At 64.4% G+C, this 20,427-nt stretch carries 15 protein-coding genes and 1 pseudogene; 9 read left to right on the top strand and 7 right to left on the bottom strand.

Annotated features, from left to right (window positions below; genetic code table 11):
• Window position 1 precedes the first annotated feature (1 nt).
• The gene (locus FXV83_RS31190) at window positions 2-547 is read right to left on the bottom strand and encodes a sigma-70 family RNA polymerase sigma factor (protein WP_148743420.1); all 546 of its coding nucleotides are present in this window, start codon (window positions 545-547) and stop codon (window positions 2-4) included.
• Window positions 548-834: 287 nt separating this feature from the next.
• Between FXV83_RS31190 and FXV83_RS31185 the strand changes: the two genes are divergently transcribed.
• From FXV83_RS31185 to FXV83_RS31155, 7 genes are all read left to right on the top strand, one after another.
• Window positions 835-1,527: a hypothetical protein gene (locus tag FXV83_RS31185; RefSeq protein WP_148743419.1), complete on the top strand. Its 693-nt coding sequence runs from the start codon at window positions 835-837 to the stop codon at window positions 1,525-1,527.
• Window positions 1,528-1,641: 114 nt separating this feature from the next.
• Window positions 1,642-2,421, top strand: coding sequence for an enoyl-CoA hydratase (locus FXV83_RS31180; RefSeq protein ID WP_148743418.1), 780 nt, complete (start codon window positions 1,642-1,644; stop codon window positions 2,419-2,421).
• 202 nt (window positions 2,422-2,623) lie between these two features.
• The gene (locus FXV83_RS31175) at window positions 2,624-4,054 is read left to right on the top strand and encodes a TolC family outer membrane protein (RefSeq protein WP_148743417.1); all 1,431 of its coding nucleotides are present in this window, start codon (window positions 2,624-2,626) and stop codon (window positions 4,052-4,054) included.
• Window positions 4,055-4,149: 95 nt separating this feature from the next.
• Window positions 4,150-4,440, top strand: coding sequence for a type II toxin-antitoxin system RelE/ParE family toxin (locus FXV83_RS31170; RefSeq protein WP_148743416.1), 291 nt, complete (start codon window positions 4,150-4,152; stop codon window positions 4,438-4,440).
• Entirely contained in the window at window positions 4,440-4,790 is a 351-nt protein-coding gene (locus FXV83_RS31165) for an addiction module antidote protein (protein WP_148743415.1), read from the top strand. The genes FXV83_RS31170 and FXV83_RS31165 overlap by 1 nt, the downstream gene beginning before the upstream one ends.
• Window positions 4,791-4,868: 78 nt before the next feature.
• Window positions 4,869-5,426, top strand: a complete 558-nt coding sequence (locus FXV83_RS31160; RefSeq protein ID WP_148743414.1) for a P-loop NTPase family protein — start codon at window positions 4,869-4,871, stop codon at window positions 5,424-5,426.
• Between the two features lie 94 nt (window positions 5,427-5,520).
• Window positions 5,521-6,432, top strand: a complete 912-nt coding sequence (locus tag FXV83_RS31155) for an amidohydrolase family protein (RefSeq protein ID WP_148743413.1) — start codon at window positions 5,521-5,523, stop codon at window positions 6,430-6,432.
• Window positions 6,433-6,437: 5 nt separating this feature from the next.
• Here the strand turns inward: FXV83_RS31155 and FXV83_RS31150 are convergent, their stop codons facing one another.
• The 3 genes from FXV83_RS31150 to FXV83_RS31140 form a co-directional block, all read right to left on the bottom strand.
• Complete coding sequence (locus tag FXV83_RS31150) at window positions 6,438-9,554, bottom strand: efflux RND transporter permease subunit (RefSeq protein ID WP_148743412.1); 3,117 nt, start codon at window positions 9,552-9,554, stop codon at window positions 6,438-6,440.
• A gap of 221 nt (window positions 9,555-9,775) precedes the next feature.
• A complete protein-coding gene (locus tag FXV83_RS31145; RefSeq protein WP_148743411.1) occupies window positions 9,776-11,020 on the bottom strand; it encodes an efflux RND transporter periplasmic adaptor subunit in 1,245 nt (414 codons plus the stop codon).
• 156 nt (window positions 11,021-11,176) lie between these two features.
• Window positions 11,177-12,577 carry a CoA transferase gene (locus tag FXV83_RS31140; protein ID WP_148743410.1) on the bottom strand — a complete coding sequence of 467 codons (1,401 nt, stop codon included), beginning with the start codon at window positions 12,575-12,577 and terminating at the stop codon, window positions 11,177-11,179.
• A gap of 55 nt (window positions 12,578-12,632) precedes the next feature.
• Here FXV83_RS31140 and FXV83_RS44415 point away from each other — a divergent pair.
• Window positions 12,633-12,918, top strand: a pseudogene (locus tag FXV83_RS44415) (hypothetical protein).
• A 135-nt stretch (window positions 12,919-13,053) separates the two neighbouring features.
• On the opposite strand, the gene FXV83_RS31125 reads toward FXV83_RS44415, so the two are convergent.
• Genes FXV83_RS31125 through FXV83_RS31115 form a run of 3 tightly spaced genes read right to left on the bottom strand, consistent with a single transcriptional unit; the run spans window position 13,054 to window position 18,783 of the window.
• Window positions 13,054-16,512, bottom strand: coding sequence for an error-prone DNA polymerase (locus tag FXV83_RS31125; protein ID WP_148743408.1), 3,459 nt, complete (start codon window positions 16,510-16,512; stop codon window positions 13,054-13,056).
• A complete protein-coding gene (locus tag FXV83_RS31120) occupies window positions 16,509-18,098 on the bottom strand; it encodes a Y-family DNA polymerase (RefSeq protein WP_187436287.1) in 1,590 nt (529 codons plus the stop codon). Before FXV83_RS31120 ends, FXV83_RS31125 begins: the two co-directional genes overlap by 4 nt.
• Window positions 17,998-18,783 (bottom strand): ImuA family protein, encoded by a 786-nt coding sequence (locus tag FXV83_RS31115; RefSeq protein WP_148743407.1) that lies wholly within the window; start codon window positions 18,781-18,783, stop codon window positions 17,998-18,000. Before FXV83_RS31115 ends, FXV83_RS31120 begins: the two co-directional genes overlap by 101 nt.
• Window positions 18,784-18,948: 165 nt before the next feature.
• Between FXV83_RS31115 and FXV83_RS31110 the strand changes: the two genes are divergently transcribed.
• Window positions 18,949-20,358, top strand: a complete 1,410-nt coding sequence (locus FXV83_RS31110) for a UdgX family uracil-DNA binding protein (RefSeq protein WP_148743406.1) — start codon at window positions 18,949-18,951, stop codon at window positions 20,356-20,358.
• Window positions 20,359-20,427: the final 69 nt, after the last annotated feature.

Here is a 20,427-nt window from a genome sequence, read left to right as displayed (position 1 = left end):
CCTAGTGGTCCCGCAGTTTGGCGGTGAGGGCCGAAAGTCCGCGATGCAGCGCGACCCGCACCGCGCCTTCGCTCATCGAAAATCTTGCCGCCGTATCCTTGATCGAGGCGCTTTCGACCGCGATCGACTGCAACACGTCGCGTTGGCGCTGCGGCAAGGTATCGAGCTGCGCCGCGACCTCGCCCGCGGATGCCGTCTCCTGCGGCGCTTCACCCGGCAGCGCTTCGGCGAAGTCGTCGATGTTAACGAAGATCCGCCGGCCCCGCCGCCGCAGCGCATCGATCAGCTTGTTGCGGGCAATCGCGAACAGCCAGGGCGCGAAGGGGGCTTCGCTGTCCCAGGTGTGTCGCTTCAGATGCACCGCCAACAAAATCTCCTGCACGATATCCTCGGCCTGGTCGGGAGGCTGCCCAGCCCGCGCCAGGCCGCGCCTCGCGGCAGCGCGCAGCACCGGCGTGACCGCCCTCAACAGACGATGATACGCTGCATCATCCCCTGCCATGGCCGACCGCATCAGGCCGGTCCACTCGTCCTCACGTCCGCGCACGCGCGCTCCTACACGGCAATTCGGCCGCTCTTTCAATTTGTTACGCCGGCACCCCAGAGATCACGAAGTCGTGATCAGGACGCAACCCAAAGGCTCCGATCCATCCTAAAGGCCGGGAGGCTCATAACACCGATCGGTTCGACTCGCATCCGGGTGGCTGGGGCGCTGCCCTGATTTGCCCCGCTTTCGCCCGGTCTAGCCCGAAGATTCCCATTTTTTGCCCCGCTGTCGTCATGCGCCGGGGTCTCTGTTCGGTTCGGGATGGCGCAATCGGGGAGACCCTCAACATGTTGAAAGCCAGCAGGCGTGCGGCATTGCTTCTCTTGGCCGCGGTATTCGTGCTGTTCGGCGGCGCGGCGCAGGCGGCGCCAAGCTCGACCGCAAGCTCCAAGGAGGACAGCGCCAGCAAACAGGCAGATGACGTCAAATCCGGCAAGCAGCGGCGCCGAGCTTCTCACCATCGCACCGATAGCAAGACGGCGCAGAAATCCTCGGGCGACAGCGCGGACAAGAAAGAGGCGACAAAAGCAGACGACGCCAAGGCTGGCGATGCAAAGGCTGGCGATGCAAAGACCGCCAGCGACGTGCCGGCCTCCAGCCAGATGCCGCCCGCAGTCGCCGACGCCAATGCACAGCTCGCGGCCGGCGATACTCCGCCCGCGGCGGCGGCCTCCGCGATGACCGGTCGCGCCAACGACAATGTGCAGGCAGCGGCCGATGATACCGCCACCTCCGGCGCGGAGAACCAAGTGGTCCCACCCGACCAGCTCAACGACCTCGACCGTGCCCTGCAACAGGACAGTTCGACTGCGCAGAAGGCGGTTATTGCCGCGACCGACGCACAACCGCGACCAGCGCCGGTGATGGCGAGCAGCCAGCAGAATTCGGCCTGGGACCAGAGTTCGCTGATCGGCAAGATCTTCATCGGCGTCGGCACGCTGCTGACGCTGGCCTCCGCCGCGCGCATGTTCATGGCCTGACGGCCGGTTCCGTAAGGGCGCGCGGCACGCGCGTCCCTGCGGGGCGTTTGGCCCTCTTGAAGCCCACCGCGCCAGCGGGCACATTGCTCGCTCATTCAAATGCGTGGGTGGAGCATGAGCACGTTCGAACACATCATCGTCGAAAGCAAAGGCGCGGTCGGCATCATCAAGCTGAACCGGCCGAAGATGCTCAATGCGCTCTCCTTCGGCGTGTTCCGCGAGATCGCCTCCGCCGTCGACGATCTGGAGGCCGATGACGTGATCGGCTGCATCGTCGTGACCGGCAGCGAGAAGGCCTTTGCCGCTGGCGCCGACATCAAGGAGATGCAGCCGAAGGGCTTCATTGACATGTTCTCCGAGGACTTTGCCGCGATCGGCGGCGATCGCATCGCGCGCTGCCGCAAGCCGACGATTGCCGCGGTCGCAGGCTTTGCGCTCGGCGGCGGCTGCGAGCTCGCGATGATGTGCGATTTCATCATCGCCGCCGACACGGCCAAATTCGGCCAGCCCGAAATCACGCTCGGCACTATCCCGGGCATCGGCGGCACCCAGCGCCTGACGCGCGCGATCGGCAAGTCCAAGGCGATGGACCTTTGCCTCACCGGCCGCATGATGGATGCAGCCGAAGCCGAGCGAAGCGGCCTCGTCAGCCGCATCGTGCCCGCTGACAAGCTGATGGACGAGGTGATGGCGGCGGCCGAGAAGATCGCCGCGATGTCACGGCCCGCAGTCGCGATGGCCAAGGAAGCGGTCAACCGCGCCTTCGAGACCACGCTCGCCGAGGGCATGAGCGTCGAGCGCAACCTGTTCCATTCGACCTTTGCGCTCGAAGATCGCTCCGAAGGCATGGCCGCGTTCATCGAGAAGCGCAAGCCGGTGAACAAGAACCGCTAAGGCGAGCACCGGCAAGACGAGCGCAGGTAAGGCTGGTGTAAGGCTCTGACGCCTCCAGCAGAATCCCTGTGACGAAGCTGCAACAAGCACGGAATACATGGGGGTTTTGCCCGCGGCAGTTTGCCTGCGGGACCGGCGCTGGTTAAACAGGTAAGAGGGCGGCCGTTGGCGGGGGCGGACAGCCGAAAGTTTGCGGGATTACATGATTGGGCGTGCCGCCAGAGCTGGTCGCGTGATGATGCGGCATCGATCGGGCGTGGCTCCTGTCCTGGCGACATGGACCGCGCTGACGCTGTCCTGCGCCGTGACTGCCACCGCCAAGGCTGAAGCCTTGCCGGAAGCGCTGGCAAAAGCCTACCAGACCAATCCGCAACTCAACGCCGAGCGAGCGCGGCAGCGCGCCACCGACGAGAACGTGCCGCAGGCGCTCGCCGGCTACCGCCCGCAGATCGTGGCAAGCCTCAGCGCCGGTCTGCAGTCGGTGCGCAATTTGCTGCCCGACAACACCATCCAGACCGCGAACCTGAAACCATGGGTTATCGGCGTCACCGTGACGCAGACCCTGTTCAATGGCTTCCGCACCGCCAACAGCGTGCGGATGGCGGAGCTCCAGGTGCAGTCGGGCCGCGAGGCGCTGCGCAATGTCGGCCAGGGCGTGCTGCTGGACGCTGTAACCGCCTACACCAACGTGCTGGCCAACCAGTCGCTGGTCGAGGCGCAGCGCTCCAACGTCGCATTCCTGCGCGAGACGCTCGCCGTCACCCAGCGCCGCCTCAACGCCGGAGACGTCACGCCGACCGACAGTGCACAGGCCGAGGCCCGGCTCAACCGCGGGCTCGCCGATCTCAATGCCGCCGAAGTCGCGCTGGCGGTGAGCCAGGCGACCTACGCCCAGGTGGTCGGAAATACCCCGTCGCAGCTTCGGCCCGCCGAGGTCGTCGATCGCTATCTGCCAAGGAGCCGCGAGGACGCGATGACGATGGCGATCCGCGAGCATCCGGCGGTGATGGCAGCCAGCTTCGACGTCGATGTCGCCTCCACCACCATCCGCATTGCCGAAGGCACGCTGCTGCCGAGCGCGAGCATTCAAGGCAGCGCCAGCCGCAGCCGCAACAACGACCCGACGCTCGGCACCCTCGCAGAAGACCAGGCCTCGATCGTCGCCAACGTCACCGCACCAATCTATGATGGCGGCCAGGCCGCCTCGCAGACGCGGCAGACCAAGGAGATTACGGCGCAGAGCCGGCTCGTGCTCGACCAAGTGCGCAACCAGGCGCGCACGGCAGCGACCAGCGCCTGGGTCACCAATGAGGGGGCCAAGATCGCTGTCTCGGCCTCGGAATCCGAAGTGAAGGCGGCAAGCGTGGCATTGCAAGGCGTGCAGCGCGAAGCGTCCGGCGGACAGCGCACGACCGTCGACGTCTTGAACTCGCAGGCCGACCTGATCCAGGCCAGGGCCCGCCTGATCGGCGCGCTGCGCGACCGCGTGATCGCGTCCTACACGCTGCTCAGCGCTGTCGGCCGCCTCGACGTCAAGACGCTGAGCCTGAACACGCCGGACTACCTACCCGAGGTGCACTACCACCAGGTCCGCGACGCCTGGCACGGATTGCGCACGCCCTCGGGGCAGTAGCCGTCCGCAACGCCTTCAGCCTCCCTGCACCGCCCACCGTCCGGCGCGCCACTCTTCTTGACATTTTGTAGCCCATGGACTACAGTTGCGCTCTCATGATCGAGGTGAGACAAACCGAGCATTTTTCGGAGTGGCTGAACCGCCTCAAAGACGCCAGCGCGGTTGCCCGGATCACTGCCCGCATTCGCCGCATGGAGATGGGCAATCCCGGCGACAGCAAGAGCGTCGGCCGTAAGGTCCGGGAAATGCGCATCGACTACGGACCGGGCTATCGGATCTACTATGTGCAGCGCGGAACGCAGATCGTGATCCTGCTGTGTGGTGGGGACAAGCGAACGCAGCGACAAGACATCAAGCTAGCCCAGCAACTAGCGGAGACATTGTGATGCCAAAAGCAGCGAAAACGACGGTCAAAACGGCATCCAGGACGACACGCTTCGACGCTGCCGACTATCTCAACACCGAAGAGCGTCAGGCGGCCTATATCGCGGCCGCATTGGAGACTGGCGATGCCGATTTCGTGCGTGACGCGCTTGGCCTCGTCGCGCGTGCGCGCGGCATGAGCGCGATCGCGAAGAAAGCCGGCTTGAACCGCGAAAGCCTGTACAAGGCACTCGGAGAGACCGGAAATCCCGAGTTCGGCACGGTCATGCGTATTGTCGGAGCGTTAGGCCTGACATTGTCGGCCCAACGCGCGACAAGCGGTCGTCCATCAAAGCGCCGCCGCGCCGCGTAAGGGAGCGCACCGCGCCCTGGAACGTAGCGATCGCGTCACGGCCGCCAAAATCGGTTCAGACAGTCTCAGGATGTGAACATGAAGAGTCGTCGCATCCATCTGATGGGAGCTTCAGGCTCCGGCGTGACGACGCTCGGTCGCGCGCTCGCCGACAGGCTTGCCCTTCCCCATCACGACAGCGATGATTATTTCTGGTTGCCGACTGCGCCGCCCTACCAGACCACGCGCCCCGCCTCCGAGCGCCTGCACCTGATGCGCGAGATGTTTCTGCCGCGTCTCGATTGGGTGCTGAGCGGATCCGTCACCGGCTGGGGCGAGGAGCTTGTGCCGTTCTTCGATCGCGTCGTCTTCGTGGCCGCGCCGCGCGAAATCCGGTTGATGCGATTGCGCGCGCGCGAGGCCGCCCATTTCGGCGCCGATGCCGTCGCGCCGGGCGGCTGGCGCCATGACGAAACCGAAGCCTTCGTCGAATGGGCCTCCCATTACGAGGCCGGTGATCGCGAAGGCCGCAATCTTGCAAAGCATGACGCGTGGCTCGCCGGCCTGTCCTGTCCGGTGGTACGCGTTGACGGCTCACGCCCGCTTGCGGACCTTGTCGAGCAGCTATGCAGCGAAGCACAACGGTTGTCCGACTGATGTGATATTCTCCCGGTGCCCGCCGCCAAAAGATAAGCAGGGAGACAACCACCGACGCAGCGTCCTGCTTGCCTCCCTTGCCGCCGGAGTAGCCATGACCGACAAAGCCCGCGCCAAGCCGTCGCAGCCTGCGACGCAGGTCAATTTCGACGTGCCGCCGCATGCCTGCGACTGCCACACTCATATCCATGGCGATGTCGAAAAGTTTCCGTTCTTCGCCGGGCGCGTCTATACGCCGGAGCCGGCGAGCCCGGAAGAAATGGCGGCGCTGCACAAGGCGCTGCATATCGAGCGGGTGGTGATCATCACCCCGAGCGTCTACGGCACTGACAACTCCTCCACCCTGTTCGGCATGAAGGCGCGCGGCGCGACCGCGCGCGGGGTCGCCGTGATCGATGACAAGACGACCGAGGCGCAGCTCGACGCGATGCGGGCGGACGGCTTCCGCGGCATCCGCATCAATCTCGCGACCGGCGGAATCAGCGATCCCAATGTCGGCCGCGCCCGCTTCACGGCGGCCGTCGAGCGCATGAAGTCGCGCGGCTGGCACGTGCAGCTCTACACCACACTGCCGATGATCTCGGCGATCAAGGACCTGGTGCTGGCCGCACCGGTGCCCGCTGTGTTCGACCATTTCGGCGGGCTCGAGGCTTCGCTCGGACTGGAGCAGCCGGGATTCTCCGACCTCGTCGCGCTCGTCAAATCCGGCAGGGCCTATGTGAAGATTTCGGGAGCCTACCGCTCGTCTAAGCTCGTACCCGAATACCAGGACATGGTTCCATTCGCGCAGGCGCTGATCGCGGCGAACGCGGATCGCATCGTCTGGGGCACCGACTGGCCGCATCCGGATTCGAGCCATGTCGAGGGACGCAAAGCCACCGACATCGCGCCGCTCTACAATATCGACGACGGGCGCCTGCTCAACCAGCTTCTGGTGTGGGCGCCGGATGCGGATGTCCGCAGGAAGATCCTCGGCGACAATCCGGCCCGGCTTTACGGGTTCTGACTGCCCTAGCGTGCGCGGCGGGAGAAGAAGGAGATCAGGACGGGCAGGGTCACCAAGATCACGACCGGCGCCAGCATCATGCCGGTGACCACGACCACCGCAAGCGGCTTTTGCACCTGCGAGCCGATACCCTCCGACAGGGCGGCAGGCAGCAGACCGATGCCGGCGACGACGCAAGTCATCAGCACCGGCCGGAGCTGCAATTCGCCGGTACGTATCACTGCGCTCATGCGGTCCATGCCTTCGTCGATCAGCTGGTTGAACTGCGACAGGATGATGATGCCGTCCATCACTGCGATGCCGAACAGCGCGATGAAGCCGATGGCGGCGGAGACGCTGAACGCCGTACCGGTGATCAATAGCCCGAGCACGCCGCCGAAGATCGCCATCGGGATCACGCTCATGGCGAGCAGCGTGTCGGTCATCGAGCCGAAATTGAACCAGAGCAGGACGCCGATCAGCGCCAGCGAGATCGGTACCACGATCGACAGCCGCCGGATCGCGTCCTGAAGATTGCCGAACTCGCCGACCCAGTCCATGTGCGCGCCGGGCGGCAATCGCACCTGATCGGCGATCTTCTGCTGCGCCTCGCGGATCGCGCTGCCGAGGTCGCGCTCGCGCACCGAGAACTTGATCGGCAGATAGCGCTCCTGCTGCTCGCGGTAGATGTACGCCGCACCCGAGACGAGGCTGATGCTGGCGACCTCACTGAGGGGGATCTGCGTGACGGTGCCGTTCGGGCCGGGCGCGCCGATCCGCAGGTTCTGGATCGCCTCGGCGCTCCTGCGGAATTCCGGCGCAAGGCGAACGATGATCGGGAAGTGGCGGTCGCTTCCGGGCTCATAGAGATCGCCCGCGGTGTCGCCGCCGATCGCGACCTTGATGGTGGCGTTGATGTCGCCGGGCGCGAGCCCATAGCGCGCGGCCTTGGCCCGGTCGATGTCGATCTGGATGGTCGGTTGTCCGAGCGAGGTGAACACCGCAAGGTCGGTGACGCCCTGCACCGTCGCCAGCACCGACTTGATCTTGTTGGCGGTGTCGGTGAGCGCTTGCAGATCGCTGCCAAACAGTTTGATCGAGTTCTCGCCCTTCACGCCGGAGACGGCTTCGGAGACGTTGTCCTGGAGATATTGCGAGAAGTTGAACTCGACCCCGGGGAAGCGGTCGTCGAGCTGCTTGAGCAACTGCGCTGTCAGTTCCTCCTTGTCATGCGTGCCGGGCCAATCGCTGGCGGGCTTGAGCGGCGCGAAGAACTCGGCATTGAAGAAGCCCGCCGCGTCGGTGCCGTCATCTGGACGGCCGTGCTGCGAAACCACGGATTCCACTTCGGGCCGGGCGCGTATCAGCTTGCGCATCTCGTTGACGTAGGTGTTGCCTTCCTGGAGCGAGATGGTCGGCGGCAAAGTGGCGCGGATCCAGAGGTTGCCCTCTTCCAGCTTGGGCAGGAATTCGAGGCCGAGCAGCCGGCTCAGCGCCACCGTCATCAGCACGAGACCGAGCGCGCCCGCGAGCATGATCTTGCGGTTGGCGACCGCCCAATTCAGCACCGGCATGTAGATCCGGTGCAGGATCAGCATGATCCTCGTCTCGGTCTCCTCGACATGCGCGGGCAGGATGATCGCGGACAGCGCCGGGGTGACGGTGAAGGTCGCAAGCAGCCCGCCGGCGAGCGCGTAGGCATAGGTACGCGCCATCGGCCCAAAGATGTTGCCCTCGACGCCGGAGAGCGTGAACAGCGGCAGGAACGCCGCGATGATGATGGCGGCGGCAAAGAAGATCGAGCGCGACACGTCCGCCGCGGCGCTGAGGATGGCATGGCTCTTCATGCCGAACAGCGTCTCGTTCGACATCTGCTCGGATTCCGACATCGGCGTCGTCTGGGTCAGTCGGCGGAAGATCGCTTCGACCATGATGACGGTGGCGTCGACGATCAGGCCGAAATCGATCGCGCCGACCGACAGCAGGTTCGCCGATTCCCCGCGCAGCACCAGAATGATCACTGCGAAGAACAGCGCGAATGGAATGGTGGCGCCGACGATCAGCGCGCTGCGCAGGTCGCCGAGGAAGATCCATTGCAGCAGCACGATCAGCAGCATGCCGAGCACCATGTTGTGCAGCACGGTGTGGGTGGTGAGCTCGATCAGGTCCCCGCGGTCGTAGATGCGCTCGATGCGTACGCCGGGCGGCAGGATGCTGGAATTGTTGATGGTTTGAACGAGTTGGTGGACGCGCTTGATCGTCGGCGAGCTCTGCTCGCCACGGCGCATCAGCACGATGCCCTGCACGATGTCGTCGGCCTCGTCGAGGCCGGCGATACCGAGACGAGGCCTCTGGCCCACCGTAACCGTGGCGACGTCCTTCACCAGCACCGGATTGCCGCCGGTCTGGGCCACCATGGTGTTGGCGAGGTCGTCAATGGACCGGATCAGGCCCACGCCGCGCACAACCGCCGATTGCTGGCCGATATTGACGGTGTTGCCGCCGACATTGACGTTGGAGTTGCCGACGGCCTGGAGCAGCTGCGGCAGCGTCAGACCGTTGGCGACCAGCTTGTTGAAGTCGACCTGAAGCTCATAGGTCTTGCTCTTGCCGCCCCACCCCGTCACGTCGATCACGCCGGGGACGGCGCGGAAGCGGCGCTGGAGGATCCAATCCTGGATGGTCTTGAGGTCGAGCACGCTGTAGTTCGGCGGACCGACCAGCCGGTAGCGGAAGATTTCGCCGATCGGGCTGAGCGGCGATATCTGCGGCTGCACGTTGCCCGGCAGCGGCGCAAGCTGCGCCAGGCGGTTCAACACCTGCTGCAGCGCCTCGTCATAGGTATAAGCGAAGGAGAACTGGAGTTTGACGTCGGAGAGGCCGTAGAGCGAGATGGTGCGGATGGTCGTGAGGTTCTTCAGACCGGCGACTTGGGTCTCGATCGGGATCGTGATGTAGCGTTCGATCTCCTCCGCCGACAGGCCGGGGCTCTGCGTCACGATGTCGACCATCGGCGGGGTCGGGTCGGGATAGGCTTCGATGTTGAGCTGATTGAACGCGATCAGGCCGCCGATCAAGACGGCGACGAACATTCCGACCATCAGGAAGCGCCGGTTGACGGCAAGGGCGACGAGGCGATCCATTCAGGTCTTCGGGCGTTCTCCCTCGCCCCGCTTGCGGGGAGAGGGCTGGGGTGAGGGGGACTCTCCGCGGGGACGGCGAGAGTTGGACTCGCGGAGAGTCCCCCTCACCCGGATTGCACCGGACGACGCTTTGCGTCGCCGAGCGCAATCCGACCTCTCCCCGCAAGCGGGGCGAGGTGAACTCGTGCGCTGAGCAGCTGATTCAATCAAGCGTCACTGCACTAGCTACCGGACGCCGCACGGTCGATGAACAGGCTGCCCTTGGTGATGATCTGCTCGCCGGGCTTGAGGTTGCTGGTGACCTCGACGAGATTGCCGTTGATGAGGCCGATCTTGATCTGGCGCAGCTCGACCGACTTGTCCTCGCGCGCGACCCAGATGCGGACCTGGTCGGCTTCATAGATCAACGCCTGCTTCGGGACCGCGGGTGCAGCGCGGTCGCCGGCGGAATAGATCGTGACGTTGGCGAACATCTCCGGCTTGAGCAGTCCGTCCTTGTTGTCGATGGTGGCGCGGACGAGGAGACGGCGGGTGCTGGGGTCGATCGCCGTGGCGACATAGTTGACCTTGGCGGTCAAGGGACGGCCCGGCAGCGCCATGACATCGACGGTGATGTCCTGCCCGATGCAGACCGAAGCTGCATCGCTTTCGCGTACGAAGGCGGTGAGCCAGACCGTGGAGAGATCGCCGATCACGAAGACCGGATCGCTGGCGCCGGAATTGACGTACTGGCCCGGACCGATCTTGCGCTGCACGACCGTGCCCGCGATCGGCGAGTAGATCGTGACCTCCGGATTGATGGCGCCCTTGTCCTGGAAGGTCTTGATAGTCTCGTCGGTGAATCCGAGGATGCGCAGCTTGTTTCGCGCAGCTTCCAGCGCTGTCGCCGAGGAGCGCACGTCGTTCTGCGCCTGGATCTGGGTCACTTCGGCCTGCTGATAATCCTTCAGCGGAATGGCGTGGCCTTCGTAGAGATCCTTGGCGCGCTTGAACTGAATGTCGGCGAGATCGACCGCCGACTTCGCCTTGTTCTGCGAGGTCATCGCCGTGATGAAATCGTTCTGCGCCTGCACGGTGTCGGCGGCCTCGATCGTGAACAGCGGTTGACCCTGCTTCAGGCTCTCACCGGGCTTGGCGAGCAGCTTGGTCACACGTCCAGCATAGGGCGAGAACACCGGCGTCGAGCGATCCTCGTCGACCGCGACCTTGCCCTCGGTGACATATTCAGCCCGGAACGTCTTGGCCTTGACCGGCTCGATCGTCAGCGTCGCCCATTCGGACGGCGTCGGCGTGAAGTTCTGCGCATTCCTGCGCGACTGGCTGGAGATTTCGGAGTGGCTCTTCTGCTTGGTCCCAGCATAGAGGAAGCCGTAGGCCCCGGCGCCGGCGAGTGCCAGTAAAACTACGGATACGATCATCCGTTGTTTTGTAAACACCTGCAATCGCTTGGTATTTTCAACTGCCATGGGGCCCGGTTAAATCTGCGATGATCTCGGCAAATGACTGCCTGTTCGGTCGCGCTAATAGTGCCGAATTCAGATTTCAAACAACCTAAAAAACGTGGTGCGCCTTTCGGTTTGCGTTAAAATTTTGCGACACGTCAGCTCCAAGTAAGCTCGGTGTCAGGTTCGCACCGGCCATTCGGGTGGATGAGTGCCGAGCGGCATTGCCGGACGGCTCCATCGTGCCGGCGTTTTCGACAGCACCGCCGAATGCTTCACTGCCTTCAACGTGCCGAAGCCGGATGGCATGCTCTCGATGAATGCAGCATGTACGGCCTCGCCCGGAAGATCCGGGGTGTTCAGTCCATGCTCGAGCCGGCCGAGATTCCACAGCCAACGCCCGGTCTGCGCCAGCGACACCCGCAAGTGCCAGCTGCCGCCTTCGCGGACCTGACGGGCCTTGGCCATCATCGCGCCGAACGCCATCAGATAGCCGGTGGCGTGGTCGAGCATCTGTGCCGGCAATTCCTTCGGTCCATCGATGCCGGCAGCCTGTCCCTCGGCATGGTTGAAGCCGGTCGTGGTCTGCACCAGTGAATCGAAGCCGCGACGATCCGCCCAGGGGCCGGCATGGCCATAGGCCGACAGCGTAACGTAGACGATGCCGGGATTGATCTTCGCTGCATCCTCGGGCGCAAACCCGAAGGCTGCGAGCGCGCGCGGGCGATAGCCTTGCGAGAAGATGTCGGCCTCTTTCAGAAGTCCGCGCAATTGCGCCTGCCCCGCCTCGCTGCTGAGCTCGATCAACGTGGTGAGCTTGCCGCGCCCGGTATCGATGGTGAGCCAGGGAATGGAGGGCAGCTCAGGCCCCGAGACCAGAAGCACGTCCGCGCCGTGGGCCGCGAGCGTGCGGCCGGCGACCGGGCCTGCGATCACGCGGGAGAGATCGAGCACGCGAAGGCCGGCCAGCGGGTGATCGCCGTGAGGCCAGGATTTTGGCGGGGCATCGCCGATCTTCTCGATCGAGATCAGCGGCAATTCGGCGAGCGCTCGTGCCTGCGGCAGCGCGGACCATTCGTCATGGCTGCGCATCAGGGCGACGACGCCGCCGGCGGCGTAAGTCGCAGTTTCAAAATCCTCGCCCTTCCATCGCATCAATGCGGCCTGCACTTTCTCGCGCTCCGGCTCGCAGCCGAGCACCTTGCAAACGGCGTCGCGGTGATGCCTGAAATTGGTGTGGCAGCGGACGAAGCGCCCATCGCCGGTCCTGTAGACGCCAGCAATGGCATCCCAGGCCGGTGGCGGTGGCTTGTCGTCGACGCGCAGGTAACGTTCGGAGCGGCATTCGACGACGGCGTGCCGCATGTCGATGCTAACGTCCTGTGCCTCGCCGCCGCGCATCTTCCAGATTTCGGCAGCGGCAAGGCCAGCCGCGGCAATCGTCGTCTGTCCGGCAACGGCAACGCGAAACGAAGACGGGATCTGCGGCTCCTCGCCAGTCAGTCGCACGCATTGCAGAGCTGTGGCGTCACCACCGACAGAAGTCCAGATGCCCTTGAGTATCTCGCTCGGACTTTGCATGCCTATCTGCTCCCGCTAACGTTGCAAGCTTTTCACGATCACGAAAGGGAATGCAATGACTGCCATAGATCCCCTCACCGCCGGCGCCGTGCTCCTCGCAACGGCGGCCACCGACGCGGTCTATGTGATGTTCACGTCAGCCGTAGTCGCGCGCAAGCGCGTGCCGGCGGCGAGCTGGAGCGCGATCTGGTACCTGCTCTCCTCCTATGCCGTGATCAGCTACGGAAAACGCCTTCTATGTCGCTTTCGCGGCGATCGGCTCCTGGGTCGGCGCCTACGTCTCGCTCACCTTCCTGCACCGCCCGCCCGGCGGCCCGCCGGTGGGGGCAGCGCCGGAGTGAGGGCGGGCCTCTCTCCACGTCGTCATTGCGAGGAGCTCTTGCGACGAAGCAATCCAGACTGCCGCGGCGGATACATTCTGGATTGCTTCGCTGCGCTCGCAATGACGAATGTGGTGACGTTCTGCGCAACGGCCTTCAATGAAAATCCCGTGACGGCGGCAGGATGCGGACGTTGCGGGGGTGGCGGATTTTCTGGGCGGGAGCATCCACGTGGTCGCGGCGGTCGTCGTTGAGCGGCTCAATCAGGTCGGCACCGGCGGGAACCGGATGCCTGCGGCTCAGCGCGTCATTGGCGAGGCCGATCAGATCCTGCGAGCGGTCGATCATGCGCTGGGCAATGAGATGCGTCACCTTTTCGGGGCTGCTCTGGATGTAGCCCTCGACCAGGATGAGACGCGCGCCCATCACCTCCTTCCTGTACTGCTCCATGATCTTGGGCCACACCACGACATTGGCGATGCCGGTTTCGTCCTCCAGCGTCATGAACACGACGCCGCTGGCGCTGCCCGGCCGCTGCCGCACCAGCACCACGCCGGCGCAGCGGACGGGCTTCCGCTCGTTCTCATGACTGATGTCCTTGCAGGCCACGACGCGCTCGCGCGAAAACATCTCGCGCAAAAATTCCATCGGGTGGCCTTTGAGCGAAAGGCGGATAGTCTGGTAGTCCGCGACTACCTGTTCGGCGCGCGGCATCACCGGCAACGGTTTTGCGTGCTCGTCCGGCTGCTCGCGCGCGGTGGCCGCTTCGAACAGCGGCAGCGGCACGTCGTCGGGCAGCCGCCGCACCTGCCACAGCGCCTCGCGGCGGTCGAGCCCGAGCGAGCGGAAGGCATCGGCATCCGCCAGCAGGATCAGCGCGCGCTTGGGCAGGCCGGTGTCGCGGGCAAAGTCTTCCAGCGAGGTGAAGGGCCGGCGATTGCGGGCGGCGACGATGCGGTCGGCCCAGTCCTGTTCCTTCTCTATATTGTCATTCCGGGGCGCGTCAGCGTCGAGCCCGGAATCCATTTCGCCAGGCGTATGCTGCCAGATGGATTCCGGGTTCGCGCTTCGCGCGCCCCGGAATGACAGCTGGGAACGTTTTAGCCTTTCCTCATCCCGATCCAGCCAATGGAAGCCATCGATCTGACGGAAACCCAGGCGCACGGCGCAGTATTTGCCGCTTCCCTCTTCCAGCGTGTTCTGCGCAAAGCTGTAGGACACGTCGATGTCGCGCACCTCGACGCCGTTCTTGCGGGCGTCGCTGACGATCTGCGCCGGGGCATAAAAGCCCATCGGCTGCGAGTTCAGCAGGCCGCAGCAGAACGCGTCGGGATGATAGTGCTTCAGCCAGGACGAGATGTAGACGAGCTGCGCGAAGCTTGCGGCGTGGCTTTCCGGAAAGCCGTAGGAGCCAAAGCCCTTGATCTGTTCGAAACAGCCTTTGGCGAATTCGGGATCGTAGCCGCGCGCGACCATGTTGCCGATCAGCTTGTCCTCGTATGTACCGATGGTGCCGAGATTGCGGAACGTCGCCATCGAGCGGCGCAGCCCATTGGCTTCCTCGGAGGTGAATTTTGCAGCCTCGATGGCGATCCGCATCGCCTGCTCCTGGAACAGGGGCACCCCGAGCGTTTTGTGCAGCACCTTGTAAAGCTCGTCCTTGTCGCCATGCTCCGGTGACGGCGATGGATAACTCACTTTTTCCAAGCCGTTTCGCCGCCGCAAATAAGGATGCACCATGTCGCCCTGGATAGGACCCGGGCGCACGATCGCCACCTCGATGACGAGATCGTAGAAGGTCCGCGGCCTCAACCGCGGCAGCATATTCATCTGCGCGCGGCTTTCGACCTGGAACACACCGAGCGATTCCCCCAGGCACAGCATGTCGTAGACTTTGGGGTCATCCTGCGGGACGCTTGCCAGCACCCAGCGTTTCCCCTTGTGCTGATCGATCAGATCAAAGCACTTGCGGATGCAGGTCAGCATGCCCAGCGCCAGCACGTCGACCTTCATCATGTTGAGTGCATCGACATCGTCCTTGTCCCATTCGATGAAGGTACGGTCGTCCATCGCGGCGTTACCGATCGGTACATAGGTATCGAGCCGGTCCTGCGTGAGCACATAGCCGCCGACATGCTGGGAAAGATGCCGCGGGAATTCGATCAGCTCGGTCGCAAGCTCGACGGCGAGGTTGATCATCGGATTTATGGGATCGAGCCCGGCCTGCTTGACCTGCATGTCGTTGAGGCCCTTGCCCCAGCTTCCCCATACGGTGTCGGCCAGCGCGGCGGTGACGTCCTCGGTCAGGCCCAGCGCCTTGCCGACGTCGCGGATGGCGCTGCGCGGGCGATAATGGATGACGGTGGCGATGATTGCGGCGCGGTGGCGGCCGTAGCGGCGATAGACATATTGCATCACCTCCTCGCGGCGCGAATGCTCGAAATCGACGTCGATGTCCGGCGGCTCCAGCCGCTCCTTGGAGATGAAGCGCTCGAACAGCAGGTCGACCTTGGTCGGATCGACCGAGGTGATGCCGAGCACGTAGCAGACGGCTGAGTTCGCCGCCGATCCCCGCCCCTGGCACAGAATGTTCTGGCTGCGGGCGTAGTGGACGATGTCGTGCACGGTGAGGAAGTAGTGCGCGTATTTCAGCTCGGCGATCAGCGCGAGCTCTTTTTTCAGGGTGGCGCGAAGCTTGTCGTCGATATTGTCGCCGAAATACTTCTGAACGCCCGCCCGGGTCAGGTCCTCCAGGTGCTCTTGCGCGGTCTTGCCCGGCGGCACCGGCTCGTCCGGGTACTGGTATTTGAGCTGGTCGAGCGAGAAGTCGATCCTGTCCGCAAAGCGCATGGTCTCCGCGATCGCACCTGGAAAATCGCGGAATAGCCGCGACATTTCTCCGGGAGTCTTCAAAAACCGCTCGGCATTGGCCTCGAGTTTCCTGCCGATCGCATCGATCGTGGTCTTTTCCCGGATGCAGGTCAGCACGTCTTGCAAGGGACGGCGCGCGGGGTGGTGATAGAGCACTTCGTTGGTCGCGAGCAGCGGCACTTTTGCTGACGCTGCGAGATCGCCGAGCCGCACCAGGCGGCGCCGGTCGTCGCCGCGATAGAGCAGGCTCGCCGCCAACCACACGCCCTCGGCGCGACTTGCCTTGAGTTTTGCGAGAATATCCAGTGCTTGCGCCGGCTCGAACCGATGCGGCAGCGTCAGGACCAAAAGCTGACCTTCCGAAAACGCCAGCAGGTCCGCAAAAGTGAGATGGCACTCCCCCTTCTCGATTCGTGTGATGTCGTCGCCGCGCTTGCCCCGGGTGAGAAGCTGGCACAGCCGGCCGTAAGCCGCGCGGTCGCGCGGATAGACCAGAATGTCGGGCGTGCCGTCGATGAAGACGATGCGCGCGCCGATCAGCAGCTTCGGCTTGTTCAGCACCTCGGCATTGTCGAGTTCCTTGTAGGCACGCACGACGCCGGCAAGCGTGTTGTGATCGGCGATGCCGATCGCGGGAACGCCGAGGATGCTGGCCTGGTGCACATAGGCGCGCGGATCCGAGCCGCCGCGCAGGAAGGAGAAATTGGTGGTGATGCCGATCTCGGCATAGGCTGATGTCGTCATGCGAAGAGGCCGTGAACATACCAGTTGGCGGGAACGGGCTTGCCCTCGTCATCGATGAGCTCGCTGTCGTAAAGACCGTCGCGAAAGATCCAGAAGCGCAGACCTTCGGCATCTTCGATGCGAAAATAATCCCGCGTCAGCTGCTTGCCGTCCTGCCGCCACCATTCCATGGCGATGCGCTCGGGCCCCTCCACCCGCACCACCGCATGCAGCGCGCGCCGCCAGGTGAATTGATGCGGGGCGCCGTCCGGGACGGTTGCGAACGGCACCTTGATCGGCTCCGGCCTGTCGAACAGCCGCAAGGGCCGCAGCGGCGGTTCGCTCGCGACGCGCGCCGGCCATTCGGCCTGCATGGCGGCGGCGAGATGGTGCTGCGCAGGCGCGGCCAGCACCGCATGCTCCGGGATATGGGTGTCCTGCGGCAGGTGCACGACGACGCGCTTTCCGCCGATGCGCGCGGCGATGCGGTCGATCAGTGCGGCAAGCTCGTCATTGTCGTGGACATGGGCGTCGAGATCGCGCTGCTCCTGCACCACGATCTCGGTGCGGCTGGCCGACAGCCGCACCATGTCGAAGCCGAAACCGGGGTCGAGGGGATCGGCGAGCGCATCGAGACGCTCGCGGAAGAGACGGTCGATGACCGCGCTTTGCGTCACCGGGCGCCCGGTCTCGACCATGATCGCACGCACCACGCCGTCGGTGCGGAAGAACGCGGCCTCCAGCCGCCGCGCGCCCTTGCCCTGCTTCTCCATGGAGGCGATCAGCGTGTCGGCGAGCCGCGACAACGTCATCGCGATCATGGTGTCGGTCGCGATCGGCTCGGCAAAGCGTTTTTCCACTATGTAGTCGGGCAGCGGTTTTCGCGGGCTGATCGGTGCATCGCCCTGCCCCAGCGCATGCGCGAGCAGGGTGGAGAATCGCGCGCCGAACCGTGCCGTGATCTCATGGGAGCTGCGGGAGGCGACATCGCCGATGGTTTTCAGCCCGGCACGGCGCAGGCCGGTGGTGATGGCCTCGCCGGCGCCGAGTGCGGACACCGGCAAGGCGCTGATCGCCTCCGCCTCCCCGCCATCGGCGACGATGGTGCCAGGTGCCTGCCGCGTCAGCGTGCGCGCGCAGACCGAGGTGCCGGCGATCGCCGCGCTGACCGCAAAACCCTGGCGGGCAAGCGCACGGACCAGCGTCTGCAACAGCGCGGCTTCGCCGCCGAACAGATGCGCACAGCCGGTGATGTCCAGGAACAGCCCATGCGGCGGATCGAGCGCCACCAGCGGTGTGAAGCGGTCGCACCAGTCGGCGATGTCGCTGAGCGTCTTTGCATCGGCCGCGACATCGGCGTCGAACACTTTCAGGTCCGGACACATCGCCCGTGCATTGGCCAAGGGCAGGCCGATGTGCAGGCCGAGGCGCTCGGCGGCCTCGTCGAGCGCATGGATCACCAGCGCGTTGTTGTCCTTGGCGACGACGATGCCGGGTTCATTATTTCTACCCAGCCCGCCGTTGAAGAACCGCTTGATCCGGTCGATGGGCAGGCGCGGCAGCCACAGGCTGAGGATACGCCGACGATTCAGAGAACTGGCACTCATCACACTTCCATTCCATGATCCACCGGCCACACGGGCCATGACGATTGCGCAAGAGCTCGGCATCAAAGCGCGGCGCGCCCCAGGCACCCCACATCGCCCCCGGCGGCGAATCTGCCGCGCGCAGCATCCATCTGGTCTCCGCGGTCGAGGGCAAAGGATGCGCAGCCATCCGCAGCAGCAGGCCGGTCACGCCTGACGACTGCGCGGCCAACGTCAGCTTGCGGCTTGCCACGAGGTCGAACTGTCTGGTCTCGCCCCAGAGCTCGAGCACGACAGCGCCAAGCGCATCGCAGGCGAGCGCATCGGCCGAGGTGCGCAGCGCGCTCTCGACATCGGCGGCACGCACCATCACCACGCGGCGCGGATCGAGGCCGAGCTCGGCGAGCCCGTGCATCGACAGCGCACCTGTTTCCATGTCCGAAAATTCCTGACGTATCCACAGCAACGGCTTGCGCTCCGTCACACGACCCGCAAGCCCGCTGACAAAGCCCGTCGCGGCCGTGCCCTGGCGGCCCTCACAAAACACCTCGTGGATCGCCGCGCGCGCGAGCCCGCCCTGCAGTGCCCCATCGGCTTCCGGGTGGCCCAGTGCCACGCGATCGCGATGGTGCACGGTATCCGAAATCTCGATGCGCTCGATCTGGCCGCGCAAGGTCGCAAGCGCGCTCCTACGTGCGCCGCTCATGCTCGCCGCTCCTTCAGAGGTGATTGCCGTGGCTCTCGAAAAGAGAACCAACAGCTGGCTCATTTGTTCATGATATGTTCTAATATAAAGCTAACGGACGCATGAGAGTCAATCGAATTGGCACTCTGTCGGATTCATGAGCAGAATCAAAGGGATTCGAATGCCATGTACCTCATTACCCTGGACTGCGAGACCGATTTCGACGGCTGGCGTAAAGCCGCACGCGCGTTCGCGCTGCATCATGTCGCGCCGACGGACGTGACGTGGCGCGTGCAAGGCCAAATAAAAGACCAGGCGCCACCCGGCCTGTCCGAAGCGCCGAGCCTTCCGCCGATCGAGACCGAGGGCACGTTCACTGTGCCGGCCAATTTCATCGAGCTTGCACGCATCGCGATCCTGCATCGCGACGATGAGCGCTTTGCGCTGCTGTATCGCCTGCTCTGGCGGTTGAAAGCCGATCACGACCTGCTGGGCATAATGACCGATCCTGACGTGGCGCAGGCAACTGCTATGGCAGGCGCGGTGCAGCGCGATGCTCAGCGGATGCGCGACCTCGTCCGCTTCCGCGAGATCGGGCGCGAGCAAAAGGCGCATTACGCCGCCTGGTTCGAGCCGGAGCATCACATCGTCGCATTCGCCGCGCCGTTCTTCGCGCGTCGTTTTGCCGATATGCCATGGTCGATCCTCACGCCTGACGTTTGTGCCCATTGGAACGGTCACGCGATCTCCTTCACGCCAGGGATCAGCCGGACGGAATGGCCTACCCCTGGCCGTCTGGAGGAAACCTGGCGGCGCCATTTCCAGCCCGACCGGCTGACGACGACTGACGCGCCGGTGAAGCGCCGGAGGAACCTTCAGGACGCATCGATACTTGGATCGATACTTGGACCTCTGCTCGCTGATGCCGAACGCTGGACCGGCGGACGGATCTCCCCACGCCCGGAAGTCAATTTGGGACGCAAACCTACCACCGACGATCTCGAAGCGCTCCGCGAGGAAGCCGCGCACTGCCGCGCCTGCCATCTCTACAAGGACGCGACCCAGACCGTGTTCGGCGAAGGCCCGAAGTCCGCCAACATCATGCTGGTCGGCGAACAGCCCGGCGACAAGGAAGACCTCGCCGGCCATCCCTTCGTCGGTCCGGCCGGCCAGATGCTCGACCGCGCGCTGGAGGAAGCCGGCGTCGATCGCAAGAAGATCTATGTCACCAACGCGGTCAAACACTTCAAATTCGTGCCGCGCGGAAAAATCCGTCTGCACCAGAAGCCGAACACGCCGGAAATCAGGGCGTGCCGACAATGGTATGAGCGGGAAGTTTCGGCAATCCAGCCCGATGTTATCGTGGCGATGGGCGCGACCGCTGCACAAAGCGTGTTCGGCAAGATCACCCCGATCGGCAAGAACCGGGGCCGGCTGATCGACCTTCCCGACGGCCACAAGGCGCTGGTGACGGTGCATCCGTCCTACCTGCTGCGGCTACCAGATCCGGAAGCCAAGGCGTTGGAATATCGGCGCTTTGTCGAAGATTTGAAGATCGCTGCCGATTTGCAGAAGAAAGCCGCGCGGGCTGCCTAAATACTGGCAAGAAAGCGGCTTTCACGCCTCGGTTGTCATCCAGCCTTCAAATCCATCGCGGACAATACC

This window comes from Bradyrhizobium hipponense (genome assembly GCF_008123965.1).
GTDB lineage: Bacteria > Pseudomonadota > Alphaproteobacteria > Rhizobiales > Xanthobacteraceae > Bradyrhizobium > Bradyrhizobium hipponense.
The sequence above is the reverse complement of the archived record's forward strand: the minus strand, read 5'-3'. Positions and strand labels throughout refer to the sequence as shown.